Below are 21,074 nucleotides of genomic sequence, written 5' to 3'. Positions count from 1 at the left end.
CCCATGAACCACACTGCCATTGCCCGTAGCTGGGTCGAGCACGCCAACGGGCACAGCGACTTCCCGCTGCAGAACCTGCCAATGGGCATCTTCAGCCGGCCGGGGGAGGCCAAGCGTTGTGGCGTGGCTATCGGTGACGCAATTCTCGACCTTGAGGCGGTGTTGGCCGCTGGCCTGTTCGACGCTGAAGCCAAAGCCGCTGTCGAAGCGACCCGCGGTGGGGCACTTAACGCATTCTTCGCCCTTGGCCGTACTGCCCGCGTCGCCTTGCGCGAGCGCCTGCTGCTGCTGCTGGGTGAGCACAGCGAGCACCAAGCGGCGTTGAAGCCGGCACTGTATCCAGCCAGTGGCTGCCAGCTGCATGTACCGGCGCAAATCGGCGACTACACCGACTTCTACGTGGGCATTGAGCACGCCAAGAACGTTGGCAAGCTGTTCCGTCCCGACAACCCGCTGCTGCCCAACTACAAGTATGTGCCAATCGGTTATCACGGCCGCGCTTCGACCATCCGCCCGTCCGGCACCGACGTGCGCCGGCCCAAGGGCCAAACCCTGCCGGCTGGGCACACTGAGCCGACTTTTGGCCCTTGCGCGCGCCTGGACTACGAACTGGAACTGGGCATCTGGATTGGCCAGGGCAACGCCATGGGGCAGGCAATCCCCGTCGGTGATGCTGCCGAGCACGTGGCCGGCCTGTGCCTGCTCAACGACTGGTCGGCGCGTGATATCCAGGCCTGGGAATACCAGCCGCTGGGGCCGTTCCTGTCCAAGAGCTTCATCACTACCGTTTCGCCCTGGGTGGTCACCGCCGAAGCGCTGGAGCCTTTCCGCTGCGCCCAGCCGGCGCGCCCGGAAGGCGACCCGCAGCCGCTGTCGTACCTGCTGGACAAGCGCGACCAAGCCGCCGGTGCATTCGATATCGAGCTTGAGGTGCTGCTGCTGACCGAGCGCATGCGCGAGCAGGGTATCGCCCCGCACCGCCTGACCCTGAGCAACACCCGCAGCATGTACTGGACCGTGGCGCAGCTGGTTGCGCACCACAGCGTCAACGGTTGCCAGCTACAACCGGGCGACCTGTTCGGCACGGGCACGCTGTCGGGCGCTACGCCAGGTTCGTTCGGCAGCCTGCTGGAGATTACCGAAGGCGGCAAGCACCCGGTGGAGCTGGCCAGTGGCGAGGTGCGCAAATTCCTCGAAGACGGCGACGAAATCATCCTGCGTGCCCGCTGCGCGCGTGATGGCGTGGCCAGCATCGGCTTCGGTGAATGCCGCGGCACGGTCATTGCGGCCAACTGAGGAGGCTGGGCATGGAGCTGTACACCTATTACCGTTCCACCTCGTCCTACCGGGTGCGCATTGCCTTGGCACTGAAGGGGCTGGCCTACCAGTCCCTGCCGGTCAACCTGCTGCAGGGTGAGCAGCGCGGTGCGGGCTATGTCGCCGTCAACCCGCAGGGCCGCGTGCCGGCCTTGCGCACCGACGGCGGTGAGTTGCTGGTGCAGTCGCCAGCGATCATCGAGTACCTGGAAGAGGTTTATCCACAGCCGGCGCTGCTGCCTGCCACGGCCGCGGCGCGCGCCAAGGTGCGGGGCGTGGCAGCGATCATCGGCTGCGACATCCACCCGCTGCACAACGTCAGCGTGCTTAACCGCTTGCGTCAGGCCGGCCAGGACGAAAGCCAGGTCAACCAGTGGATCGGCCACTGGATCAGCCAAGGGCTGGCGGCGGTAGAGCAATTGATTGGTGATCATGGCTTCTGCTTTGGTGCTGAGCCAGGCTTGGCGGATGTCTACCTGATCCCGCAGTTGTATGCGGCCGAGCGCTTCAACATCGACCTCGACAGCTTCCCGCGCATCTTGCGGGTTGCTGCCCTGGCGGCTGGGCACCCGGCATTCGCCCAGGCCCACCCCGCCCAGCAGCCGGACAGCCCGGCTCAGTGAAGCGAACGGTTCACCGCCGGAAGCTTGCCGATACGCTCGGACAGCTTCAGGCGCTGGGCCGGGTCTTCCGTCAATAGCAATGCATGCTCCAGGTCGAAGCGCTCGGCCTGCGGGCAATCGAGGTGCTGGTACAACGAGGCGCGGGTCATATAGTCGCTGACCTGCACCGGGCCTAGCTGCATGACCCGCTCGGCATCGATCAGCGCCGCCAGGTGATCATCGTTGCTGATGTGCAACTGGCGCAGGTTGCGTGACAGGCGTTGTAGCATCTGCAGCGGGCTGGCACTGCGCATGTGTTCTGCGCTTAGCGCTATGTGCGGGCCGAACTGGCGAGCCAGCAGCTCCCGGCAATCGTTGGGGTACAGCCGCCGGCCCCCACAGGGGTCGAGCAGGTGATCGGCACCCGGTACGCGCAGTAGGAAATGGCCGGGGAAGCCTACGCCTTCAAGGGGGATAGACAGCCGCCAGGCCAGTTCCAGCGCGAGGATGGCCAGGGTCAGCGGTTGGCCACGGCGACGCTGCAGCACCTTGTCCATCATCGCGGCATGCGGGCGCAGGGGGTGGTTTTCATCCTGCTGAAAGCCCAACGCATTCAGCTGACGCAGCAGCGGCTGGGCTAGTTCGCACAGCGGCAGCATTGGCAGGTTGGCACTGATCTCACGTTGCAAGCCATGCAGGGTGACAAGGCTGGCCGCGGGCTCGACGCTACGGTCGTGCTCGGCGGCCATCCACAAGGCGGCTTCCAGCAGGGCGACAGGCTCGCGTTCCAGGCAGGCCAGGCAGGCTTGACGTGGCTTCATGGGGGCTTCTCCACACACCTTTGAGTATTAGCCGTGGCGCGCGGTTTCGTCCAGTGGTCCGGCGGCGGCGTCAGGCCCGGGGCGGTGCCTATACTGGAGGGAGCACCTCGTTGGGGAGCCCGTCGATGTTCGCACTGATGCAAAGCACCCGCACCCAGTCACTGCACCTGTTCACCGACCCGGCCACGGGCCTGAAGGCGGTGGTGGCGATTCACAGCGAGCAGTTGGGCCCAGCCATGGGCGGTTGCCGCTACCTGCCTTATGCCGATGACGAAAGCGCCATGATCGATGCCATTCGCCTGGCCCAGGGCATGAGCTACAAGGCGGCGCTGGCCGGCCTGCCACTGGGTGGCGGCAAGGCGGTGATCATGCGCAACCCGCATGTGGAAAACCGTGCTGCGCTGTTCGAGGCGTTTGGCCGCTTCATCGATACCTTGCAAGGCCGCTTCATCATCGCCGTGGACAGCGGCACCTCTACCGTGGACATGGACTGCATTGCCCAAAGCACCCCGCATGTGACCAGCACCACGGCATGCGGTGATCCATCACCGCATGCGGCGATGGGGGTGTTCGCGGGCATTCGCGCCACGACCTCGTTCCGGCTGGGCAGCGACGACTTGAAAGGCCTGCGGGTGGCGGTGCAAGGGCTGGGCAATGTCGGTTATGCGCTAGCGGAGCAACTGCATGCGGTGGGCGCCGAACTGTTGGTCAGCGACCTGGACCCAGGGCGTGTGCGGTTGGCAATGGAGCAGTTCGATGCCAAACCGGTGACCAACGATGCGTTGATCAGCACCCCTTGCGATATCTTTGCCCCGTGCGGCCTGGGGCCGGTGCTGAACGGGCAGAGCGTGATGCAGTTGCGTTGCGCAGCAGTTGCGGGGGCGGCGAACAACCAACTGACCACCCTGCAGGTGGCCGACCAGTTGGAGTCGCGTGGGATACTGTATGCGCCCGATTATGTGATCAATGCCGGTGGCTTGATCTACGTGGCGCTGACCCATCGTGGCGAAGACCTGGCCACCATCACCGCGCACCTGGCGCGGATACCTTCCCGGCTGACCGAAGTGTTTGGCCATGCGCAGGCAGAGAAACGTTCGCCGGCGCGGGTGGCGCAGCTTCTGGCGGAGCGGTTGTTGTACGGCTGAAGATTGATATTGGCCTGGCTGACCTTTTCGCGGGAAAGCCCGCGCCTACACTGGCGCTTCGAGCAGCTCGGCCAACGCATCCGGCTGGCTCTTGAACGCCCGGGCGAACACATCGCGGTTCTTGGCCATGTAGATACCGGCTTCTTCGACTTGTTGCTCGGTCAGCGACGGCACTGCCTTGTGCAACACTTCGGCCAGGCGCTCGGCCAGTTCGAGCATCTTGTCGTGACGGTCTGCTTCGGCCTTATCCATGAACAAGCGCTCCGGGTCGCGGCTGCTGCGGTACACCACTTCGACGGCCATTCATCACCTCTATGCCTTTTTGCTGGTTGCGTTGCGTTTTACTGTATCTATATACAGTAATGGCATTTGCCCTCATCGCGCAACCGGATTCTTTCGGCAAAAGCCTAGTACACAGGTGCCTTGCGGCAATCGGTCGCCTTCCAAAGGCTGGGCCTGGCCCTTTTACTGCATGGCACAAGCGTCACACCAGTGACGCATCATCCTTCAAGACGTATCGGGGAATGGAACATCGTGAACATCAAATGGGCAGAAAAACTGCGCAGGGGCCTGCATGGCTCGGCCGACTCGCTGGGCAACCTGTGCGTCGAGGCCTTCCATTACCTGGCGCTGTTCGGCATTGGCGCAATTACCGCCTATGCGGCGGTGACAACGTTCCTGGACATGCTCGGCAAGGGTGGGGTCAGTGTCGATGACATCCTGCTGCTGTTCATCTACCTGGAGCTGGGGGCGATGGTGGGGATCTACTTCAAGACCAACCATATGCCCATCCGCTTCCTGCTGTACGTGGCCATTACCGCACTGACGCGCCTGCTGATCGGCGACGTCTCGCACCACAAAGCGCCGGATGTCGGGCTGTTGTACGTGTGCGGCGGCATTCTATTGCTGGCCTTCGCCATTCTGGTGGTGCGCTACGCTTCGTACCGCTACCCCTCGACCAAGGTGCTGGATGCCAACGGCAAGGAAGTGGATGAGGGCAAGTAGCGCTCAGTTGGCGACAAAATGACGCGCCTCGTGGCGGGCGTCGCGAGTCAGCGCGGCCAGTACCTGCATGGGGTTCTGGCTGAGTTCGATGGCTAGGCCCAGGCGTATGCTGTCAATTACCCGCTGCAGGCGCACCGGGTCGTTGCGTTGGGCTTGGGTGATGAGGCGCTTGGCGACCACGCCGGCGTCGTCGGACAGGGTCAGCATGATGCTGCCGTCGAGATTCGCGATGCTCAGGTTGATCCGGTATTCGGGTGCGAATGCAGCACTGATGCGTTCGAATGGGTTGTTCATGGCCGTGCTTCTGCGGTGAATGAATGCAGAGGTTGACCAGGGAAATCGCCGCTTGGTTCAGCGCCATTGATCGCTGTAAACGAAAACGCCCGGCAGTAGGCCGGGCGTTCTGCATTGCCAATCAGGCGTCTGGGTCACTCAGCTCCAGGGCGCCGCGCTTGCTGCGCAGCTTGCCGAAGAAATGTTCCAGGGCGTGGTTGAGCTTGGTGGCGGCGCCATCGACCGCCTGGTCCAGCGAAGTGGCGGTGTGGGTTACGGAAATCGGTTGGTGGCCTTTGGGGCGAGCCTCCATCTGGCAGCGTTTGTCATGCGGTCCGGGCTTGGCGCCGTTCTCGTCGCGCAGGTGGACCTCGATGCGGGTGAGGTCGTCCTCGTAGCGCTCCAGTGAGCTTTCCAGTGTACTGCGGACCCACTGGTCGAGCCGGGCATTGCCTTCGAAATGGTTGCTGCTGTTGACCTGGATTTGCATGATTCAATCCTTATTCAGCTTGCTCGCATGGAGACGCGCCTAGGCCCTTGAGACCCTTGGAATTTCTGCGCCTCTTGACTCTAAGGTCAGGCAACCGCGCAACGAATTCAAGCCCTTTTTGAAAATAAATTTCTTGTTGCAAATGGCGGCCCGCAGCTGATGCGGCCTTTGCTTATGAGAATTGAAATCATTATTATTGCAGCCCCGTAAACGCCCGGACCTTCGCCATGACGCGCCATACCGCCGGCCTCTCGCTCAGCTATCGCCTGGCCGTGGCTTCACGCAGCCTGGCAGCGTTGTTGGGCGGTTATCTGTTGGCGTCCATGGCCAGCGTTTGCATCACGTTGTTGGTGCCATTGCCAAAGGTCGACGCGACGCTGGTTGGCCTGTTGCTATCGTTTGTCTTCTACCTGCTGGCCTTCATCTGGTGTTTTGCCTGCCGTAGCGCCTGGCGAGCGTGGTTTGGCGTGTTATTGCCAAGCCTGGTATTGGCAATGGTCAACGGGCTTGTCTATTGGATGAGCAACCCATGAAAGAAGGCTTCCGCCAGGCGATGGCCTGGCTGCACACCTGGACCGGGCTGATCTTTGGCTGGCTGCTGTTCGCCATCTTCTTGACCGGCACGCTGTCGTACTTCAAGGACGAGATCAACCACTGGGCTCAGCCCGAGGTGCGTCGCCACGCGCTCGATCCTGCCGCCAGCCTGGGGCTGGCGCAGCGCTACCTGGAAGGTAATGCCGGGCACGCCGGCAGCTGGATGATCCGCTTGCCCAACGAGCGCGAAGCCGCAGTGAATGTGGGCTGGCGCGACCCGGCTGGCGGGCGCCGGGGTTTTGTCAGCAAAAGCCTCGACGCGCAAACCGGCGAACCGGTCGAGGCGCGAGAAAGCCGGGGAGGCGAGTTTTTCTACCGCTTCCACTTCCAGCTGCAAATGCCGCATCCCTTTGGCCGTTGGTTGTCGACCTTCTGCGCGTTCATCATGCTGCTCGGGCTGGTCACCGGCATCATCACCCACAAGAAGATCTTCAAGGAGTTCTTCACCTTCCGCCCAGGCAAAGGCCAGCGCTCATGGCTGGACGGCCACAACGCAATCGGTGTGCTGGTGCTGCCGTTCCACTTGATGATCAGCTACAGCAGCTTGGTGCTGTTCATGTACATGGTAATGCCGGCCAGCATCATGGCTAGCTACGGTGACAACACCGGGGGCTATTTCAACGAGCTGTTCGGCCGTGATGATGCGCCGAAGGTGGCCAATGTGCCGGCCCCGTTGGTGCCGTTGCCGAGCCTGTACGCCAAGGTACAGGCGCTGGAGCCGGGCGCGCGCATCGGCTTCATCCAATTGCACAACCCGGGTGACCGCACTGCCCGCGTCACCTTCACCCAATCGGCAGCCGACCACGTCGCCTACCGACGCAGCGCCAACTGGACCTTCGATGGTGCCAGCGGTGCGTTGTTGAGCCAGGGCAAGCCGGAGAGCGGGGCGATGATGACCGCGTTCAGCTTTGCCGGGCTACACATGGGCAACTTTGCCGGGCCTTGGCTGCGCTGGCTGTATTTCTTCTTTGGCGTGGCGGGTACCGCGGTGATCGGCACCGGGCTGGTGATGTGGCTGGGCAAGCGCCAACTCAAGCATGCCAAGCGTGAGGGCCTGCCGGGCGAACTGCGCTTGGTCGAAGTGCTCAACATCGCCAGCATGAGCGGCCTGCTGCTGGCCGTGGCGGGCTTCTTCTGGGCCAACCGCCTGATCCCCGTGGGCGTCGGAAGCCGGGCCGATTGGGAGGTCAACGCCTTCTTCATCGCCTGGGGCCTGTCGCTGGTGCACGCCGTGCTGCGTCGCAGCGGGCGCCGGGCCTGGGGCGAGCAACTGGCGCTGGGCGCGCTGGCCTTTGCCTTGCTGCCGCTGCTCAATGGCCTGAGCACTGGCCAGGGCCTGAACCATTCGCTGCGGGTGGGCGACTGGGCTATGGCCGGCTTCGACCTGACGGCGCTGGGCACCGGCCTGTGGCTCGCCTGGTTGGCCGGCAAGCTGCTGCGCAGCCCCCAGCCGGCGGCTAAACGCGCCCCGCGTGCGGTAAAAAAGCCAAGCACTGAAACGGCGGAGGCACGCTGATGTTGGGTAGCGCCCTGATCGCATTCGCAGGCTTGGTTGCCCTGTGCTTGGCAATGCAAAAGCACTTCGTCGACCTGCTCGGGCGCACGCCACGCCCCGCGCAGTTGCGCCTGTTGCGCAGCGCCGGTTGGCTGCTGCTGGTAGCGTCGCTGCTACTCAGCGTACAACTACGTGGCTGGGCCCATGGCCTGGTGGAATGGACCGCGCTGCTGATGGCCGGCGTGACCCTGTGGGTGTTCGGCTTGCCTTACCAGCCCCGCCTGCTGCTGGGGCTGGCCGCCATCAGTGTGGTGCTGGGGCCATTGCTGGCCGTTTTCGCCGAGTGACCTCATGAGTGAGCCGGGAAACATGATTGAGTCGGACGCCGAGAGGGGCAGCGGGCGTGCGCTTTTCGTCCAGGTGTTCCAAGCCCAGCGTGCGCGCATGGAAGCCCTGGTAAGCCGCCGAGTGGGCTGTCACGCCACGGCATCGGACCTGGTTCAGGAGTTGTTCCTGCGCTTCTGGCGCCGCCCCGAGGTTAAGGTCGAGGCGCTGGACACCTACCTGCTGCGTTGCGCCGGCAACCTGGCCATCGACCACCTGCGCAGCGAAGGCAGCCGCGGGCGGGTAGCCGAAGCCGCGGCGCCGGTGGACGAGGCAGCCGTGGCCCAGGCGCCGGAGCAGGCCGTGGAGGTTGACCATGACTTGCAGCGCATCGAAGCCGCCTTGCGCGCCTTGCCCGAACGCACTCGGCAGATTTTCCTGCTCAACCGCATCCACGGCTGCAAGTACGGCGAGATCGCCAAGGCCATGCAGCTGTCCCAGAGTGCTGTGGAAAAGCATATGATGCGCGCCCTCGAAGCGTGCAAGGCGAGTGTTGCCGAGCCCGCGTCCACCCCACGCCGGCCAGGGAGTGCCCGCCGATGAGCCCGCCGATCCCGATCACCGAGGTGCAGGCCCAGGCTGCGTTGCAGTGGCTCAGCCGCATCAATGAGCAGCCCGCGCAAGCCGAGGGGGCGGCGTTCAAGCGCTGGCTGCTGGCCGACCCCGCGCACCGTGCAGCCTACGCCCAGGCCCAACTGCTGTGGCAGCACAGCGCTGCCCCGGCGGCGCGGTTGGCTGCCGAAGAGCAGGAAAGCCTGCAACGCTACCTGGATGCCATGGCCAGGCCCCTGGCCAGGCGCCCGCGGCGGCAGCGGGTCACGGCGCTGGCGGTGGCGGCCTGCCTGGTGCTGGCCGTGGGCGTTGCCGGTGGTTGGCACCCCGGATACTGGCTGCAGGACCTGCAAGCCGACTACCGCAGTGCCGGGCAGGTCCGCCAGGTGACCCTGGCCGACCAGTCACAGGTAACGCTGGATGCGGGCAGTGCAATTGCAGTCGATTTCGAGCAGGGCGAGCGTCGCGTGCGGCTGCTGCATGGCGCGGCATTTTTCCAGGTCAGCCATACCGGCGCGCCGTTCGTGGTCGAAGCTGGCGGTGGCGAGGTGCGGGTACTCGGTACGCAGTTCGAAGTGCGCGAGCAGGGCGAGGGCGCCCAAGTCACGGTGCGCAGCGGGCGTGTGGCGATAAGCCCGGTGCCCGGTGCTTCAGCGCGTGAACTGACGGCCAACCAGCAGGCTGCCTACGCTGCAGGCCAGGTGGGCGACACCTTGGCGGTGGACAGCGACAACCGCCTGGCCTGGCGCCAGGGGTGGCTGAATTACTACCAGGTGCCGCTGGCGCAGGTGGTCGAGGACCTGGGGCGTTATTACCCGGGGCGCATTCTGTTGCTCGATGGCGAACTGGGGCAGCGCAAGGTCAGTGGCAGTTTCCCGGTGGCCGAACCACTGCTGGCGCTGGATTCGCTGGGCAAGGTGATGGGCTTTTCGTGGCAGACCGTTTTTGGCCGGTTGACGTTGATCCGGTAATTACCTGTGCCGGCCCCTTCGCGGGGAAACCCGCTCCTACAAGGGCAGCGCTGCCCTCAAGCATTGCAATGCCCAGCGGGTTTACCCGCGAAGAAGCCGGCACAGGGAAAAATATTTTCAGGCAACGGGTGAGGTAACAGGACGTGGCATCCGTGTAATGAGTGGAAGTGCGATTCATTCGCAGTAATAGCCCACTCACAGGTCAGCGTCCATGAAGTTCACCCCGCGTTGCGTCCCGCTCTGGTTCGGCCTTTTCGTGCTGCCTGTTGTCGCTGTCGCCCCCCTTGCCGGCGCCGCCGAGCAACAGCAGGTGTATAGCTTCGCCCAGCCGGCCCAACCCTTGGCCCAGGCACTCAACACCTTCAGCCGCAGCACCGGCCAGAGCGTGGTCTACACCCTGGCGCTGCCGACCGTGCAGGCCCCGGCGCTGAACGGCAGGTTCGGCGCCGAGCAGGCCTTGCAACAACTGCTGGGCACTTCCGGGCTGGCCTGGCGCCGCGTCGATGCACGCACCCTCACCCTTGAAGCGGTGGATACCTCCGGCGCTCTCAACCTGCAGGCCACCACCGTGACCTCGCAACTGGACGACTACAGCTACCAACCCCCGGCCACCGCCTCGATCATGCGCGGGCAGGGCCCCAACCAAGACATCCCCCAAGCGATCAACGTGGTACCGGCCCAAGTCCTCCGCGATCAGGCCCCACGCAACCTTGACGACGCCCTGGCCAACGTCAGCGGCATTACCCAGGGCAACAACTTCGGCGGTACCTCCGACACGGTGATGAAGCGCGGCTTCGGCGACAACCGCGACGGCTCGATCATGCGCGATGGTATGCCCGTCGTGCAGGGCCGCAACCTCAATGCCAGTACCGAGCGGGTCGAAGTGCTCAAGGGCCCGGCTTCGCTGCTGTACGGTATTCAGGACCCGGGCGGGGTGATCAACGTGGTCAGCAAGCGCCCGCAACTTGAGCAGTACAACGCCCTGACCGTGCGCGGCTCTACCTACGGCAGCGGCAACAACGGCAGCGGCGGTGGCTTCGACAGCAGCGGCGCGCTGGGCGACAGCAACTTCGCCTACCGCCTGATCGTCGACCACGAAGACGAAGATTACTGGCGCAACTACGGTGTGCACCGCGAATCGCTGGTGGCGCCGTCGCTGGCCTGGCTGGGCGAAGATACCCAGGTGGTGCTGGCCTACGAGCACCGCGAGTTTCTTTACCCCTTCGACCGAGGCACGGCGTTTGGCAATGACGGCCACCCGCTGAACATCCCCGCCACACGACGCTTGGATGAGCCGTTCAACGACATGGAAGGGCGTTCTGACCTGTACCGCCTAGAGCTCGACCACCAGCTGGCGGATAACTGGAAGCTGCACTTCGGCTACAGCTTCAACCGTGAAACCTATGATGCCAGCCAGGTTCGCGTCACTGGCGTGAACGAAGCAAAGGGCACCCTGACCCGCAGTATCGATGGAACCCACAACGCCATGAGCCGCGACCAGTTCGCCACGCTGAGCCTCAACGGCAATGTCGAACTGGGCGGGATGCAGAATGACGTGTTGTTCGGCATCGACCATGAGAACCGCAAGATTTTCCGCGGTGACCTGATTCGCCAGACTGCGCAGTCCACCTTCAGTTACCTCAACCCTGTGTACGGGCAGGAAGTGGAGGGCACGTCGGTACGTGCCAGTGACAGCGATCAAACCGACAAACTGCGCACCGATGCATTGTTCGCACAGGACGCGCTGCACCTGGACGAGCATTGGATTCTGGTGGCCGGTGCGCGCTTCCAGCAATACGACCAGTACGCCGGTCGCGGTCGCCCGTTCAAGGCCAATACCGACAGCAACGGCCAGACTTGGGTGCCGCACGCGGGTGTGGTGTACAAGGTCGATGAGCAATTGTCGTTCTATGGCAGCTACAGCGAATCGTTCAAGCCCAATTCGACTATTGCGCCGCTGATCGGCAACGTGGTGCTGGACGGGGCGGTTGCGCCGGAGGAGGGCAAGTCGTGGGAGTTGGGGGCCAAGCTCGATATGCCTGGGCGCCTCACCGGTACCCTGGCGCTGTTCGATATCACCAAGCGCAACGTGCTGGTTTCCAACTTCGATACTGGCACGGGCGAGACGCTGTACAGCAATGCCGGTGAGGTGAGCTCGCGGGGTGTCGAACTGGACCTGACCGGCCAGCTGAGTGAGCGCTGGAGCCTGATCGGCAGCTATGCCTTTACCGATGCTGAAGTGACCAAAGACCCGGACCTGAAGGGCAACCGCTTGCAAAACGTGGCCCGGCACAGCGGCTCGCTGTCGGCGGTGTATGACTATGGCAGCCTGTTCGGCGGCGACCGCTTGCGCCTTGGCGCTGGGGCGCGGTATGTGGGTGAGCGTAGCGGCAACTCGACCAACACCTTTGACCTGCCGTCCTACACCGTGGCCGATGCGTTTGCCAGTTACGAGACCAAGCTCGACGAGCACAAGGTGCTGTTGCAGTTGAATGTGAAGAACCTGTTCGACAAGGTGTATTACAGCTCGGCGGTGAACCAGTATTTCGTGGCGATTGGCGATGCGCGGCAGGTGAGCCTGTCCAGTACCTTTGAGTTCTAGGTAGTTGGGGCTGCTTTGCAGCCCATCGCCGGCAAGCCAGCTCCCACAGGTTTATCACAGGCCTTAAGCTGACGCTGTATCTGTGGGAGATCACCCAGCCCTTTGGGCTGCACTGTCGCGCAGAAAACTGGGTTCGCAGGCAGGTGTATGTCTTGGGATTTGAGGTGGTGCACAGATCGAGCGCCGCCCGCGCGGCGCTTCGCGGCACAAGGCCGCTCCCACATCAGTTTCGGGCCAGTCACTCCTGTGAGTTCACCTCTGCCTGCCTTGTTTGTTCCATTCGATATCTAAGGTTGCGCAACTGCTTTCCACCCATCTCCAGCCGTGCATCAAGGCTGCAACCCATCTGGCACAGGAATAATTGGCCCGAAACAGATGTGGGAGCGGCCTTGTGCCGCGAAGCGCCGCGCGGGCGGCGCTCGATCTCACAGGCGCCAACTATCTCAAGACATGCGCCTATCAGCCCAACCCCAAATTGTTTAACTGACTGGCATTAGGGTAAACCCACTCCCAGATGGCCCGCTAAATCAATGAGTTATGTGCAGTTCTATGAGAGCTGGCTTGCCGGCGATGGGCCGCAGAGCGGCCCCAGCTTCACAGGTTGAAGGCCGAACGGTATTCACCCGGTGTTGCACCCATCGCCTGGCGAAAGCGGTTGCTGAAGTGGCTGGCACTGGCAAACCCGCACAACAGGGCTATCTCCCCCAGCGGCATCACCCCTAGCCGCAACAGCTGGCAGGCCCGGTGCAGCCGCCGCGCCAGCAGGTACTGGTGCGGCGGCAGCCCAAAGCTGGCGCGGAACATGCGCGCGAAGTGGTATTCGGACAGGTTGCAGCGCAAGGCCAGCTCACCCAGGGTGATGGGCTGGTCCAGCTGCGCTTCCATGTACTCGACCAATTGCCGACGCAGGTTCGGCGCCAACCCGCCTTTCAGGCGCAAGCCCTGGCGCAGCCCGACCTGGTTAAGCAGTGCATGGTCGACGATTGCGTGCGCCAGGGTGCTCGCCAGCAGGCGCTCGCCTGGCTCGTCCCAGGCCAGGGTGATCAGTTGGCGAAAGCGCGCGGCCTGCTGTGGGTCGTCAAGAAAAGTAGCTTCCTGCAACTGCAGTTCGCGCGGTTCACGGTCGAGCAGGCGCACGCAGCCCAGGGCGAACTGCGCCTCGCTGACGTACAGGTGCGCCAGACGGATCGCGCCATTGACCACCCAGTTGGACTCCTGCCCGGCTGGCATCACGCACAGCTTGTTGGGCGCGCCTTTGTCGCCTGGGCGCTGGCGGCGGAAGGTGCCGGTGCCGTCGGCGATGTAGCACGACAGGGTGTGATGGCTTGGCGCCTGGTAGTCCCGGGCATCGTCGCGGTTGCGCCACAACGCCGCTGCCAGCCCGTCGCCCAGGTGCGCGCTCAGCTCTAGCCGCGCGTGGGGCGAGGCGTGCATGGCGTTGAACACTTGCAACTGGCTGAGTGGGGTCATGGCGGGTACCTCTTGCCAGCCATCCTACTGCGCCTTGGGCGGGCTGACAGCTACCCGTGGGACAAATGCGCAAGTTTGTGCAAGCGGGGAGCGTCGGGCAGGGCCAACACTGCTGGCACTGGCGAGGGCTGCGCCCTCGATCGCCTGAGGAGCCCCACCGATGAACCTGTCACTCTACCTGCTCACCGTCCTGATCTGGGGCACCACCTGGATCGCCCTGAAACTGCAACTGGGCGTGGTCGCCATACCGGTTTCGATCGTCTATCGCTTCGCCTTGGCGGGCCTGATCCTGTTTGCCTTCCTGCTGCTCACCCGGCGCCTGCAACCGATGAACCGGCGTGGCCACCAGATCTGCCTGGCCCAAGGCCTGTGCCTGTTCTGCGTCAACTTCATCTGCTTCCTCAGCGCCAGCCAGTGGATCGCCAGCGGGCTGATCGCCGTGGTGTTCTCCACCGCCACCCTGTGGAACGCGCTGAACGCGCGCATCTTCTTCGGCCAGAAGATCGCCAGCAATGTGCTGGGCGGCGGCGCCTTGGGTTTGCTCGGCCTGGGCCTGCTGTTCTGGCCAGAACTGTCCCATCATGCCGCCAGCCGCGAGACCCTGTATGGCTTAGGCCTGGCCTTGCTCGGCACGCTGTGCTTCTCGGCGGGCAACATGCTGTCGAGCATGCAGCAGAAGGCTGGGCTCAGGCCCATGACCACCAACGCCTGGGGCATGGCCTACGGCGCGGCGATGCTGGCGGTATTCTGCGTGGTCAGCGGCGTGCCGTTCAGCATGGAGTGGAATGCGCGCTACATCGGCTCGCTGCTGTACCTGGTAGTGCCGGGCTCGGTGATCGCCTTCACCGCCTACCTGACCCTGGTCGGGCGCATGGGGCCGGAGCGGGCCGCGTATTGCACGGTGCTGTTCCCGTTGGTGGCGTTGAATGTGTCGGCGGTGGCCGAGGGGTATCAGTGGACGGCGCCGGCATTACTCGGGCTGGTGGCGGTGATGGCGGGGAATGTGCTGGTGTTTCGCAAGCCCAAGGCCCGGGTGGTTGCGGGTGTTGCGGTGGCCAAGTAGGGGGGGTGCCCTCTTTGCGGGCAAGCCCGCGCCTACAGCAATCTCATCCCCTGTAGGCGCGGGCTTGCCCGCGAAAGGGCCGGCGCAGGTTAAGCGGCTATCAGCCCTTCCACACCTGCGGGTTCACCAGGTCCCGCGGTCGCTCACCCAGCAGCGCGGCGCGCAGGTTGTCGATTGCCCGGTTGGCCATGGCTTCGCGGGTTTCGGCGGTGGCCGAGCCGATGTGCGGCAAGGTCAGGGCATTGGGTAGCTGGAACAGCGGCGAATCGCTCAGCGGCTCTTTCTCGTACACGTCCAGGCCCGCACCCCGAATGGTGCCGTTCTGCAGCGCTTCGATCAGTGCGGCTTCGTCCACCACCGGCCCGCGGGCGATGTTGATCAAGAAGGCACTTGGCTTCATCAGCTTCAATTCACGGGTGCTGATCAGCTTGCGCGTGGCGTCGGACAGCGGCACCACGATAACCACGAAGTCCGCTTCGGCCAGCAGCTGCTCCAAGCTGCGCAACTGCGCGCCCAGTTCTTGTTCCAGCGCAGTCTTGCGGCTGTTGCCGCTGTACAGGACTGGCATGTTGAAACCGAAGTGGCCACGTCGGGCGATGGCAGCGCCGATGTTGCCCATGCCGACGATGCCAAGGGTCTTGCCATGTACATCGCTGCCGAAGTGAGCCGGGCCCACGGTAGCCTGCCAGTTGCCGGCTTTGGTCCAGGCGTCCAGCTCGGCGGTGCGACGGGCGCAGCCCATGATCAGCGAGAAGCCCAAATCGGCGGTGCTTTCGGTCAGCACGTCGGGGGTGTTGGTCAGGGCGATGCCGCGTTCGTTGAAGTAGTCCAGGTCATAGTTGTCGTAACCGACCGACACGCTGGATACCACCTCCAGCTTGGCTGCGCCTTCAAGTTGAGCCCGGCCCAACTTGCGGCCAACGCCGATCAGGCCATGGGCCTCGGGCAGGGCTTCGTTGAATTGGGCGTTGATGTCGCCGAGCTTGGGGTTAGGCAGGATCACGGTGAAGTCTTGCTGCAGGCGCTCGGCCATGGCCGGGGTGATACGGCTGAAGGCCAGGACGGTCTTTTTCATCGGGCTACTTCTCTGCAAGGCGGGGTGGTGGCTGTGCCGGCCTCTTCGCGGGCAAGCCCGCTCCTACAGGGTATGCGGTGCCTTGTAGAAGCGGGCTTGCCCGCGAAGAGGCCGGCACAGGCGAAATCAATGGTTAGCAACCTACCATTGTCCACCCCCGCAATGCAGCAGCTTTTTAGTTGGCGATCTGCACTTGATGGGTTTTCAGGTCTGCCTCATGCGCGGCCAGAATCTCCGGCAGCGAATTGCGCAGGTACTCGACCCAGGTTTTGATCTTGGCATCCAGGTATTGCCGCGACGGGTAGATGGCATACAGGTTCAGCTCCTGCAGGCGGTACTCGGGCAGCACCCGCACCAGGCTGCCGTCGCGCAGGCCGTCGATGGCCGAATAAATCGGCAGCACGCCCACACCCATGCCGCTGCGGATCGCGGTCTTCATGGCATCGGCGGTATTCACCATGAACGGCGAGCTGGTGATGTTGACCATCTCCTGGCCTTCCGGGCCGTCGAACAGCCACTTTTCCAGCGGGATCACCGGGCTGACCATGCGCAGGCAGGCGTGCTTGAGCAGGTCGGCAGGCTTTTGCGCACCGCCATGGCGGGCGATGTAGGCCGGCGAGGCGCACACAATGCTGTAGGTGATGCCCAGGCGCTGCGACACAAACCCCGAGTCGGGCAGTTCGGTGGCCAGCACGATAGACACGTCATAGCCCTCGTCGAGCAAGTCGGGCACGCGGTTGGCCATGGTCAGGTCGAAGGTCACGTCTGGGTGCGATTCGCGGTAGCGGGCGATGGCATCGACCACGAAATGCTGGCCCACGCCGGTCATCGAATGCACTTTCAACTGCCCGGCCGGGCGCGCATGGGCGTCACTGGCCTCGGCTTCGGCCTCTTCGACGTAGGTAAGAATCTGTTCGCAACGCATCAGGTAGCGCTTGCCGGCTTCGGTCAGCGCAATGCGGCGGGTGGTACGGTTGAGCAGCCTTGTTTGCAGATGGGCTTCCAGGTTGGAGACCGCCCGCGACACGTTCGCGGTGGTGGTATCCAGCTGCGCCGCAGCAGCGGTAAAGCTGCCTAGCTGCGCTACGCAACTGAAAGCACGCATGTTTTGCAGGGTGTCCATGGGTCACTCTCGATGTAGAGGACAAAATTGTGTCACGAAGTAACGCAAAAGGTATGAAAACTTGCCTTCGACCAAAGGCGGATTATCGCCGTTTTGGTAACAAAGATTCGCAGGAATCTGCGCTTATCGCCAGTGCTGCCGCCCCCTAGAATTGCCCAGCCCCTTCACCTCTTCCTCGGGAAATCGCAGCTGTGCCGCGTCGCATCATCAGAACGCTCAAGGCGTTCAGTGCCTGTGCCCTTGCCCTCACCTTGAGCGGCTGTATCGGAACCTGGGGTATTGCCCCGCAAAGCAAGACGCTGCAAGCCAACACCCTGACCACCGACGCGGCCATACGCGACGCCGCGACCGACGCCCACTGGCCCGACCAGCAGTGGTGGCAGGCCTACGGCGACCCGCAACTGAACCGCTGGATCGACCTGGCCGTGGCCGGCAGCCCAAGCTTGGCCATGGCCGCAGCGCGAGTGCGGGAAGCCAAGGCCATGGCCGGTGTGGTCGAGTCGGCGGAAAAGCTCCAGGTCAATGGCCAGGCCACGCTCAAGCGCCACAACTGGCCTGAAGACCAGTTCTATGGCCCTGGTGCGCTGTCCGGTGCCAACACCTGGGACAACAACGCCGCCATTGGCTTCAGTTATGCCCTCGACCTGTGGGGCCGTGAACGCAATGCCAGCGAGCAGGCCGTGGACCAGGCGCACATGAGCGTGGCCGAAGCCCGCCAGGCGCAGCTGGAGCTGCAGAACAACGTGGTGCGTGCCTACATCCAGTTGAGCCTGCACTTCGCCCAGCGCGATATCGTCAAGGCCGAGCTGGAGCAGCAAGAGCAGATCCTGGCCCTGGCCAAACGCCGCCTGGATGCCGGCATCGGCACTCATTTCGAAGTCAGCCAGGCCGAAGCGCCGCTGCCGGAAACCCACCGCCAGCTCGACAGCCTCAACGAAGAAATTGCCCTTACCCGCAACCAGCTGGCTGCCCTAGCCGGCAAGGGCCCGGGCGAGGGGGCGCAATTGCAGCGTCCGAGCCTGGCCTTGGCCGCACCGCTGAAGTTGCCGTCGAACCTGCCGGCCGAACTGGTTGGCCAGCGCCCCGACGTGGTCGCCAGCCGTTGGCAGGTGGCCGCCCAGGCGCGCGGCATCGATGTCGCTCACGCCGGCTTTTTCCCCAACGTCGACCTGGTTGGCAGCCTAGGCTTCATGGCCACCGGCGGTGGCCCGCTGGAGTTCCTCACCGGGCGCAAATTCAACTACAACGTCGGCCCGGCCATCAGCTTGCCGATTTTCGACGGTGGCCGCTTGCGCTCACAACTGGGCGTGGCCTCGGCGGGCTATGACGTGGCCGTGGCGCGCTACAACCAAACCGTGGTCGGCGCACTGAAGAACATCTCTGACCAACTGATCCGCCGCGAGTCGATGCAAGAGCAATCGCACTTCGCCGCCGAGTCGGTCGCCGCCGCGCAAAAAACCTACGACATCGCCCTGGTCGCCTTCCAACGTGGCCTCACCGACTACCTCAACGTGCTTAACGCGCAAACCTTGCTGTTCCGCCAGCAGCAGGTGCAACAGCAAGTGCAGGCCGCCCGCCTGATCGCCCACGCCGAGCTGGTCACCGCCCTGGGTGGTGGCTTGCAAGCCGGCCAGGACGTGCCGAAAGAACAGCGCCAGGCGGCACCGAAAACCCCGGCCAGTCTGGCCATTTTCGACAAGAAGCCGGATAACGCCGAATGAGCACTTCCAGTTTGCCCGCGCGCTGGCTGCAGAGCCTGGAGTGGCGCCGGGGCTTCTTTGCCTGGGCACGCACCGACGGTGTCACCTGGGTGTACATCTTCAAGGTGCTGGCCGCCGCGTTCATCACCCTGTGGTTGGCCATGCGCCTGGAGCTGCCGCAACCGCGCACGGCGATGATCACCGTGTTCATCGTCATGCAGCCGCAAAGCGGGCATGTGTTCGCCAAGAGCTTCTACCGGGTGCTCGGCACCCTGGCTGGCTCGGCGATGATGGTGGCACTGATCGCCATCTTCCCGCAGAACACCGAGCTGTTCCTGCCCAGCCTGGCCCTGTGGGTAGGCTTGTGCTCGGCCGGGGCCATGCGCTACCGCACCTTCCGCGCCTATGGCTTCGTGCTGGCCGGCTACACCGCGGCGATGATCGGCTTGCCGGTGCTGCAGCACCCCGACCAGGCATTTATGGCGGCGGTTTGGCGGGTGCTGGAAATTGCCTTGGGCATTCTCGTCTCGACCTTCGTCAGCGCGGCGATCTTGCCGCAGTCGGCCAGTGCCGCCATGCGCAACGCCCTGTACCAGCGCTTTGGCGTGTTCGCCGGGGTGGTGGTTGAGGCCCTACGGGGCGACAGCCAGCGCGACCGGTTCGAGAGCAGCAACGTGCGCTTCGTCGCCGAGGCGGTGGGCCTCGAGAGCCTGCGCAACGTCACCGCCTTCGAAGACCCCCACATGCGCCGGCGCTCGGGCCGCCTGGTGCGCATGAACAGCGAGTTCATGGCCATTACCACGCGGTTCAACGCCTTGCACCGTTTGCTCGAGCGCCTGCGCGCCCGTGGCCCGCTGCAGATCGTCGGCGCCATCGAGCCGGGTTTGAACACCCTGGTGGAGCTGCTGCAGCCCTACGTCGGCCGGGCGCTGACCGACGCCGATGCACTGCGCCTGACCCTGGAGCTGGCCGCCTACAAGGAAGGCCTGCAGGCCCAGGTGCGTGGCCTGCGTGCCGAGTACCTGGCGACCGAGCCGAGCGAGGCCGACCTGCTCGACTTCCACACCGCCTTCGAGCTGCTTTATCGCTTTGTCGACGAGATGTACAGCTACGCCGAAACCCACGCCTCGCTGGCCGCGCACACGCACGAGCGCGAGCAGTGGGACGAGCCCTACGTGGCGCAGACCAGCTGGCTGGTGTCGTTGGCCGCCGGTGTGCGTGCCTCGGCGGTGCTGTTGCTGTTGGGCAGCTACTGGCTGTTCAGCGACTGGCCCAGCGGCGCCATGATGACCCTGATCGCCACGGTCACCGTGGGCCTTTCGGCGGCCTCGCCGAACCCCAAGCGCATGTCGTTCCAGATGGCCTGCGGCACGGCGATTGGTGCGTTCGTTGGCTTCTTCGAAACCTTCTTCGTGTTCCCCTGGATCGACGGTTTCCCGCTGCTGTGCATGGTGCTGGCGCCGGTGTTCGTGCTGGGCGCGTTCCTTTCATCGCGCCCAGCCTATGCCGGCTACGGCATCGGCCTGCTGGTGTTCTTCGCCATCGGCTCGGTGCCGAACAACCTCACCGTGTACGACCCGTACAGCTTCATCAACGATTACATCGGCATGGTCATTGGCATGTTCGTCTGCGCCGCTGCCGGGGCGATCATCCTGCCGCCCAACAGCCGCTGGCTGTGGAGCCGTCTGGAGCAAGAGTTGCGCGAGCAGGTGCTGTTCGCCATCAGCGGCCGTTTGCGCGGCCTGGGTTCGGCCTTTGAAAGCCGTACCCGCGACCTGCTGCACCAAGCCTATGGCCTGGCCGCTGGCAAGCCGCAGGTGCAGAGCCAGCTGATGGGCTGGATGTTTACCGTGCTGGAGATCGGCCACGCGGTGATCGAACTGCGCAAGGAACAGGCCCGCGCGCCGGTGCACCCGGCCTACGCCGAATCGCAGCCCTGGCGCCAGGCCATTCGTGTCATGGGCCGCGCCTTGGCAAGGCTGTTCCTGCAGCCCAGCGCCAGCAACCATGAGCGCGCCCTGATCGCGGTGGACCACGCCATTGCCCGCGTTCAGGCCACCGACGAGCCCTTTGCCCGGCACTTCGATACCTCGGTGCTGCGCCGTGCGCAAAGTTACCTGCACTTCATCCGTTCTTCCCTGCTTGACCCACAGTCGCCACTGGCACCGGCGAAAGGAACGCACCATGCCCCGTGAAATCGCCTTCCATGGCGTGTACATGCCCACCATGACCTTGATGTTTCTGTTCGCCCTGGGCCTGGCCTGGGGCCTGGACCGGTTCATCGCCAGCCATGATGGCTACCGCTTCTTCTGGCACCCGGCGCTGCTGCGCCTGAGCCTGTTCGTCTGCTTGTTCGGCGCCATGGCGCTTACTGTCTACTGGTGAGAATCCT

At 64.1% G+C, this 21,074-nt stretch carries 21 protein-coding genes; 14 read left to right on the top strand and 7 right to left on the bottom strand.

Annotated features, from left to right (window positions below; translation table 11 throughout):
* Positions 1-3: 3 nt before the first annotated feature.
* Both fahA and maiA read left to right on the top strand, forming a co-directional pair.
* A complete protein-coding gene (fahA, locus tag DV532_RS21070; RefSeq protein WP_056801665.1) occupies positions 4-1,296 on the top strand; it encodes a fumarylacetoacetase in 1,293 nt (430 codons plus the stop codon).
* An 11-nt stretch (positions 1,297-1,307) separates the two neighbouring features.
* A complete protein-coding gene (maiA, locus tag DV532_RS21065) occupies positions 1,308-1,940 on the top strand; it encodes a maleylacetoacetate isomerase (RefSeq protein WP_056801667.1) in 633 nt (210 codons plus the stop codon).
* On the opposite strand, the gene DV532_RS21060 is transcribed toward maiA, so the two are convergent.
* Positions 1,934-2,740 (bottom strand): SirB1 family protein, encoded by an 807-nt coding sequence (locus DV532_RS21060; protein WP_056801668.1) that lies wholly within the window; start codon positions 2,738-2,740, stop codon positions 1,934-1,936. The two genes, maiA and DV532_RS21060, sit on opposite strands and share 7 nt — an antisense overlap.
* Before the next feature lie 125 nt (positions 2,741-2,865).
* On the opposite strand from DV532_RS21060, the gene DV532_RS21055 reads away from it, so the two are divergent.
* Complete coding sequence (locus DV532_RS21055; protein ID WP_056801671.1) at positions 2,866-3,885, top strand: Glu/Leu/Phe/Val dehydrogenase dimerization domain-containing protein; 1,020 nt, start codon at positions 2,866-2,868, stop codon at positions 3,883-3,885.
* A 45-nt stretch (positions 3,886-3,930) separates the two neighbouring features.
* Here DV532_RS21055 and DV532_RS21050 read toward each other — a convergent pair whose 3' ends face one another.
* Complete coding sequence (locus DV532_RS21050) at positions 3,931-4,188, bottom strand: YebG family protein (RefSeq protein WP_056801673.1); 258 nt, start codon at positions 4,186-4,188, stop codon at positions 3,931-3,933.
* A gap of 231 nt (positions 4,189-4,419) precedes the next feature.
* On the opposite strand from DV532_RS21050, the gene DV532_RS21045 reads away from it, so the two are divergent.
* Positions 4,420-4,890 carry a phosphate-starvation-inducible protein PsiE gene (locus tag DV532_RS21045; protein WP_056801675.1) on the top strand — a complete coding sequence of 157 codons (471 nt, stop codon included), beginning with the start codon at positions 4,420-4,422 and terminating at the stop codon, positions 4,888-4,890.
* A 3-nt stretch (positions 4,891-4,893) separates the two neighbouring features.
* Here the strand turns inward: DV532_RS21045 and DV532_RS21040 are convergent, their stop codons facing one another.
* Both DV532_RS21040 and DV532_RS21035 read right to left on the bottom strand, forming a co-directional pair.
* The gene (locus tag DV532_RS21040; RefSeq protein WP_056801676.1) at positions 4,894-5,184 is read right to left on the bottom strand and encodes a DUF3509 domain-containing protein; all 291 of its coding nucleotides are present in this window, start codon (positions 5,182-5,184) and stop codon (positions 4,894-4,896) included.
* A 121-nt stretch (positions 5,185-5,305) separates the two neighbouring features.
* Positions 5,306-5,653, bottom strand: a complete 348-nt coding sequence (locus tag DV532_RS21035) for an HPF/RaiA family ribosome-associated protein (RefSeq protein ID WP_056801678.1) — start codon at positions 5,651-5,653, stop codon at positions 5,306-5,308.
* Positions 5,654-5,880: 227 nt separating this feature from the next.
* Between DV532_RS21035 and DV532_RS21030 the strand changes: the two genes are divergently transcribed.
* The 6 genes from DV532_RS21030 to DV532_RS21005 all read left to right on the top strand — a co-directional run bounded on the left by DV532_RS21030 (position 5,881) and on the right by DV532_RS21005 (position 12,251).
* Positions 5,881-6,186, top strand: coding sequence for a DUF3649 domain-containing protein (locus tag DV532_RS21030; RefSeq protein WP_056801680.1), 306 nt, complete (start codon positions 5,881-5,883; stop codon positions 6,184-6,186).
* Complete coding sequence (locus DV532_RS21025; RefSeq protein ID WP_056801682.1) at positions 6,183-7,763, top strand: PepSY domain-containing protein; 1,581 nt, start codon at positions 6,183-6,185, stop codon at positions 7,761-7,763. The genes DV532_RS21030 and DV532_RS21025 overlap by 4 nt, the downstream gene beginning before the upstream one ends.
* Positions 7,763-8,089 (top strand): DUF3325 domain-containing protein, encoded by a 327-nt coding sequence (locus tag DV532_RS21020; protein ID WP_056801685.1) that lies wholly within the window; start codon positions 7,763-7,765, stop codon positions 8,087-8,089. Before DV532_RS21025 ends, DV532_RS21020 begins: the two co-directional genes overlap by 1 nt.
* A 4-nt stretch (positions 8,090-8,093) precedes the next feature.
* Positions 8,094-8,669, top strand: coding sequence for an RNA polymerase sigma factor (locus DV532_RS21015; RefSeq protein ID WP_056801687.1), 576 nt, complete (start codon positions 8,094-8,096; stop codon positions 8,667-8,669).
* On the top strand, positions 8,666-9,649 hold the full coding sequence (locus tag DV532_RS21010; protein ID WP_056801689.1) for a FecR family protein: 984 nt from the start codon (positions 8,666-8,668) through the stop codon (positions 9,647-9,649). The genes DV532_RS21015 and DV532_RS21010 overlap by 4 nt, the downstream gene beginning before the upstream one ends.
* Before the next feature lie 211 nt (positions 9,650-9,860).
* Positions 9,861-12,251: a TonB-dependent siderophore receptor gene (locus tag DV532_RS21005; protein ID WP_056801691.1), complete on the top strand. Its 2,391-nt coding sequence runs from the start codon at positions 9,861-9,863 to the stop codon at positions 12,249-12,251.
* Positions 12,252-12,845: 594 nt separating this feature from the next.
* On the opposite strand, the gene DV532_RS21000 is transcribed toward DV532_RS21005, so the two are convergent.
* A complete protein-coding gene (locus tag DV532_RS21000) occupies positions 12,846-13,721 on the bottom strand; it encodes an AraC family transcriptional regulator (protein ID WP_056801693.1) in 876 nt (291 codons plus the stop codon).
* A gap of 160 nt (positions 13,722-13,881) precedes the next feature.
* Here DV532_RS21000 and DV532_RS20995 point away from each other — a divergent pair, with 160 nt between their 5' ends.
* Complete coding sequence (locus DV532_RS20995) at positions 13,882-14,784, top strand: DMT family transporter (protein ID WP_056801695.1); 903 nt, start codon at positions 13,882-13,884, stop codon at positions 14,782-14,784.
* Between the two features lie 100 nt (positions 14,785-14,884).
* On the opposite strand, the gene DV532_RS20990 is transcribed toward DV532_RS20995, so the two are convergent.
* Together DV532_RS20990 and DV532_RS20985 are read right to left on the bottom strand one after the other, a co-directional pair.
* On the bottom strand, positions 14,885-15,859 hold the full coding sequence (locus tag DV532_RS20990; RefSeq protein ID WP_056801697.1) for a D-glycerate dehydrogenase: 975 nt from the start codon (positions 15,857-15,859) through the stop codon (positions 14,885-14,887).
* A 175-nt stretch (positions 15,860-16,034) separates the two neighbouring features.
* Positions 16,035-16,982, bottom strand: a complete 948-nt coding sequence (locus tag DV532_RS20985) for a LysR family transcriptional regulator (protein ID WP_056801699.1) — start codon at positions 16,980-16,982, stop codon at positions 16,035-16,037.
* A gap of 191 nt (positions 16,983-17,173) precedes the next feature.
* Between DV532_RS20985 and DV532_RS20980 the strand changes: the two genes are divergently transcribed.
* From DV532_RS20980 to DV532_RS20970, 3 genes are read left to right on the top strand one after another with little or no spacing between them, the layout of a single operon-like run.
* Positions 17,174-18,703: an efflux transporter outer membrane subunit gene (locus DV532_RS20980; protein ID WP_056801701.1), complete on the top strand. Its 1,530-nt coding sequence runs from the start codon at positions 17,174-17,176 to the stop codon at positions 18,701-18,703.
* Complete coding sequence (locus DV532_RS20975; protein ID WP_056801703.1) at positions 18,700-20,877, top strand: FUSC family protein; 2,178 nt, start codon at positions 18,700-18,702, stop codon at positions 20,875-20,877. Before DV532_RS20980 ends, DV532_RS20975 begins: the two co-directional genes overlap by 4 nt.
* Positions 20,867-21,067, top strand: coding sequence for a DUF1656 domain-containing protein (locus tag DV532_RS20970; protein WP_009685040.1), 201 nt, complete (start codon positions 20,867-20,869; stop codon positions 21,065-21,067). The genes DV532_RS20975 and DV532_RS20970 overlap by 11 nt, the downstream gene beginning before the upstream one ends.
* Positions 21,068-21,074: the final 7 nt, after the last annotated feature.

The sequence above is a fragment of the Pseudomonas sp. Leaf58 genome (assembly GCF_003627215.1).
In the GTDB taxonomy this organism is placed as follows: domain Bacteria; phylum Pseudomonadota; class Gammaproteobacteria; order Pseudomonadales; family Pseudomonadaceae; genus Aquipseudomonas.
This window is presented reverse-complemented; position numbering and strand designations above follow the sequence as displayed.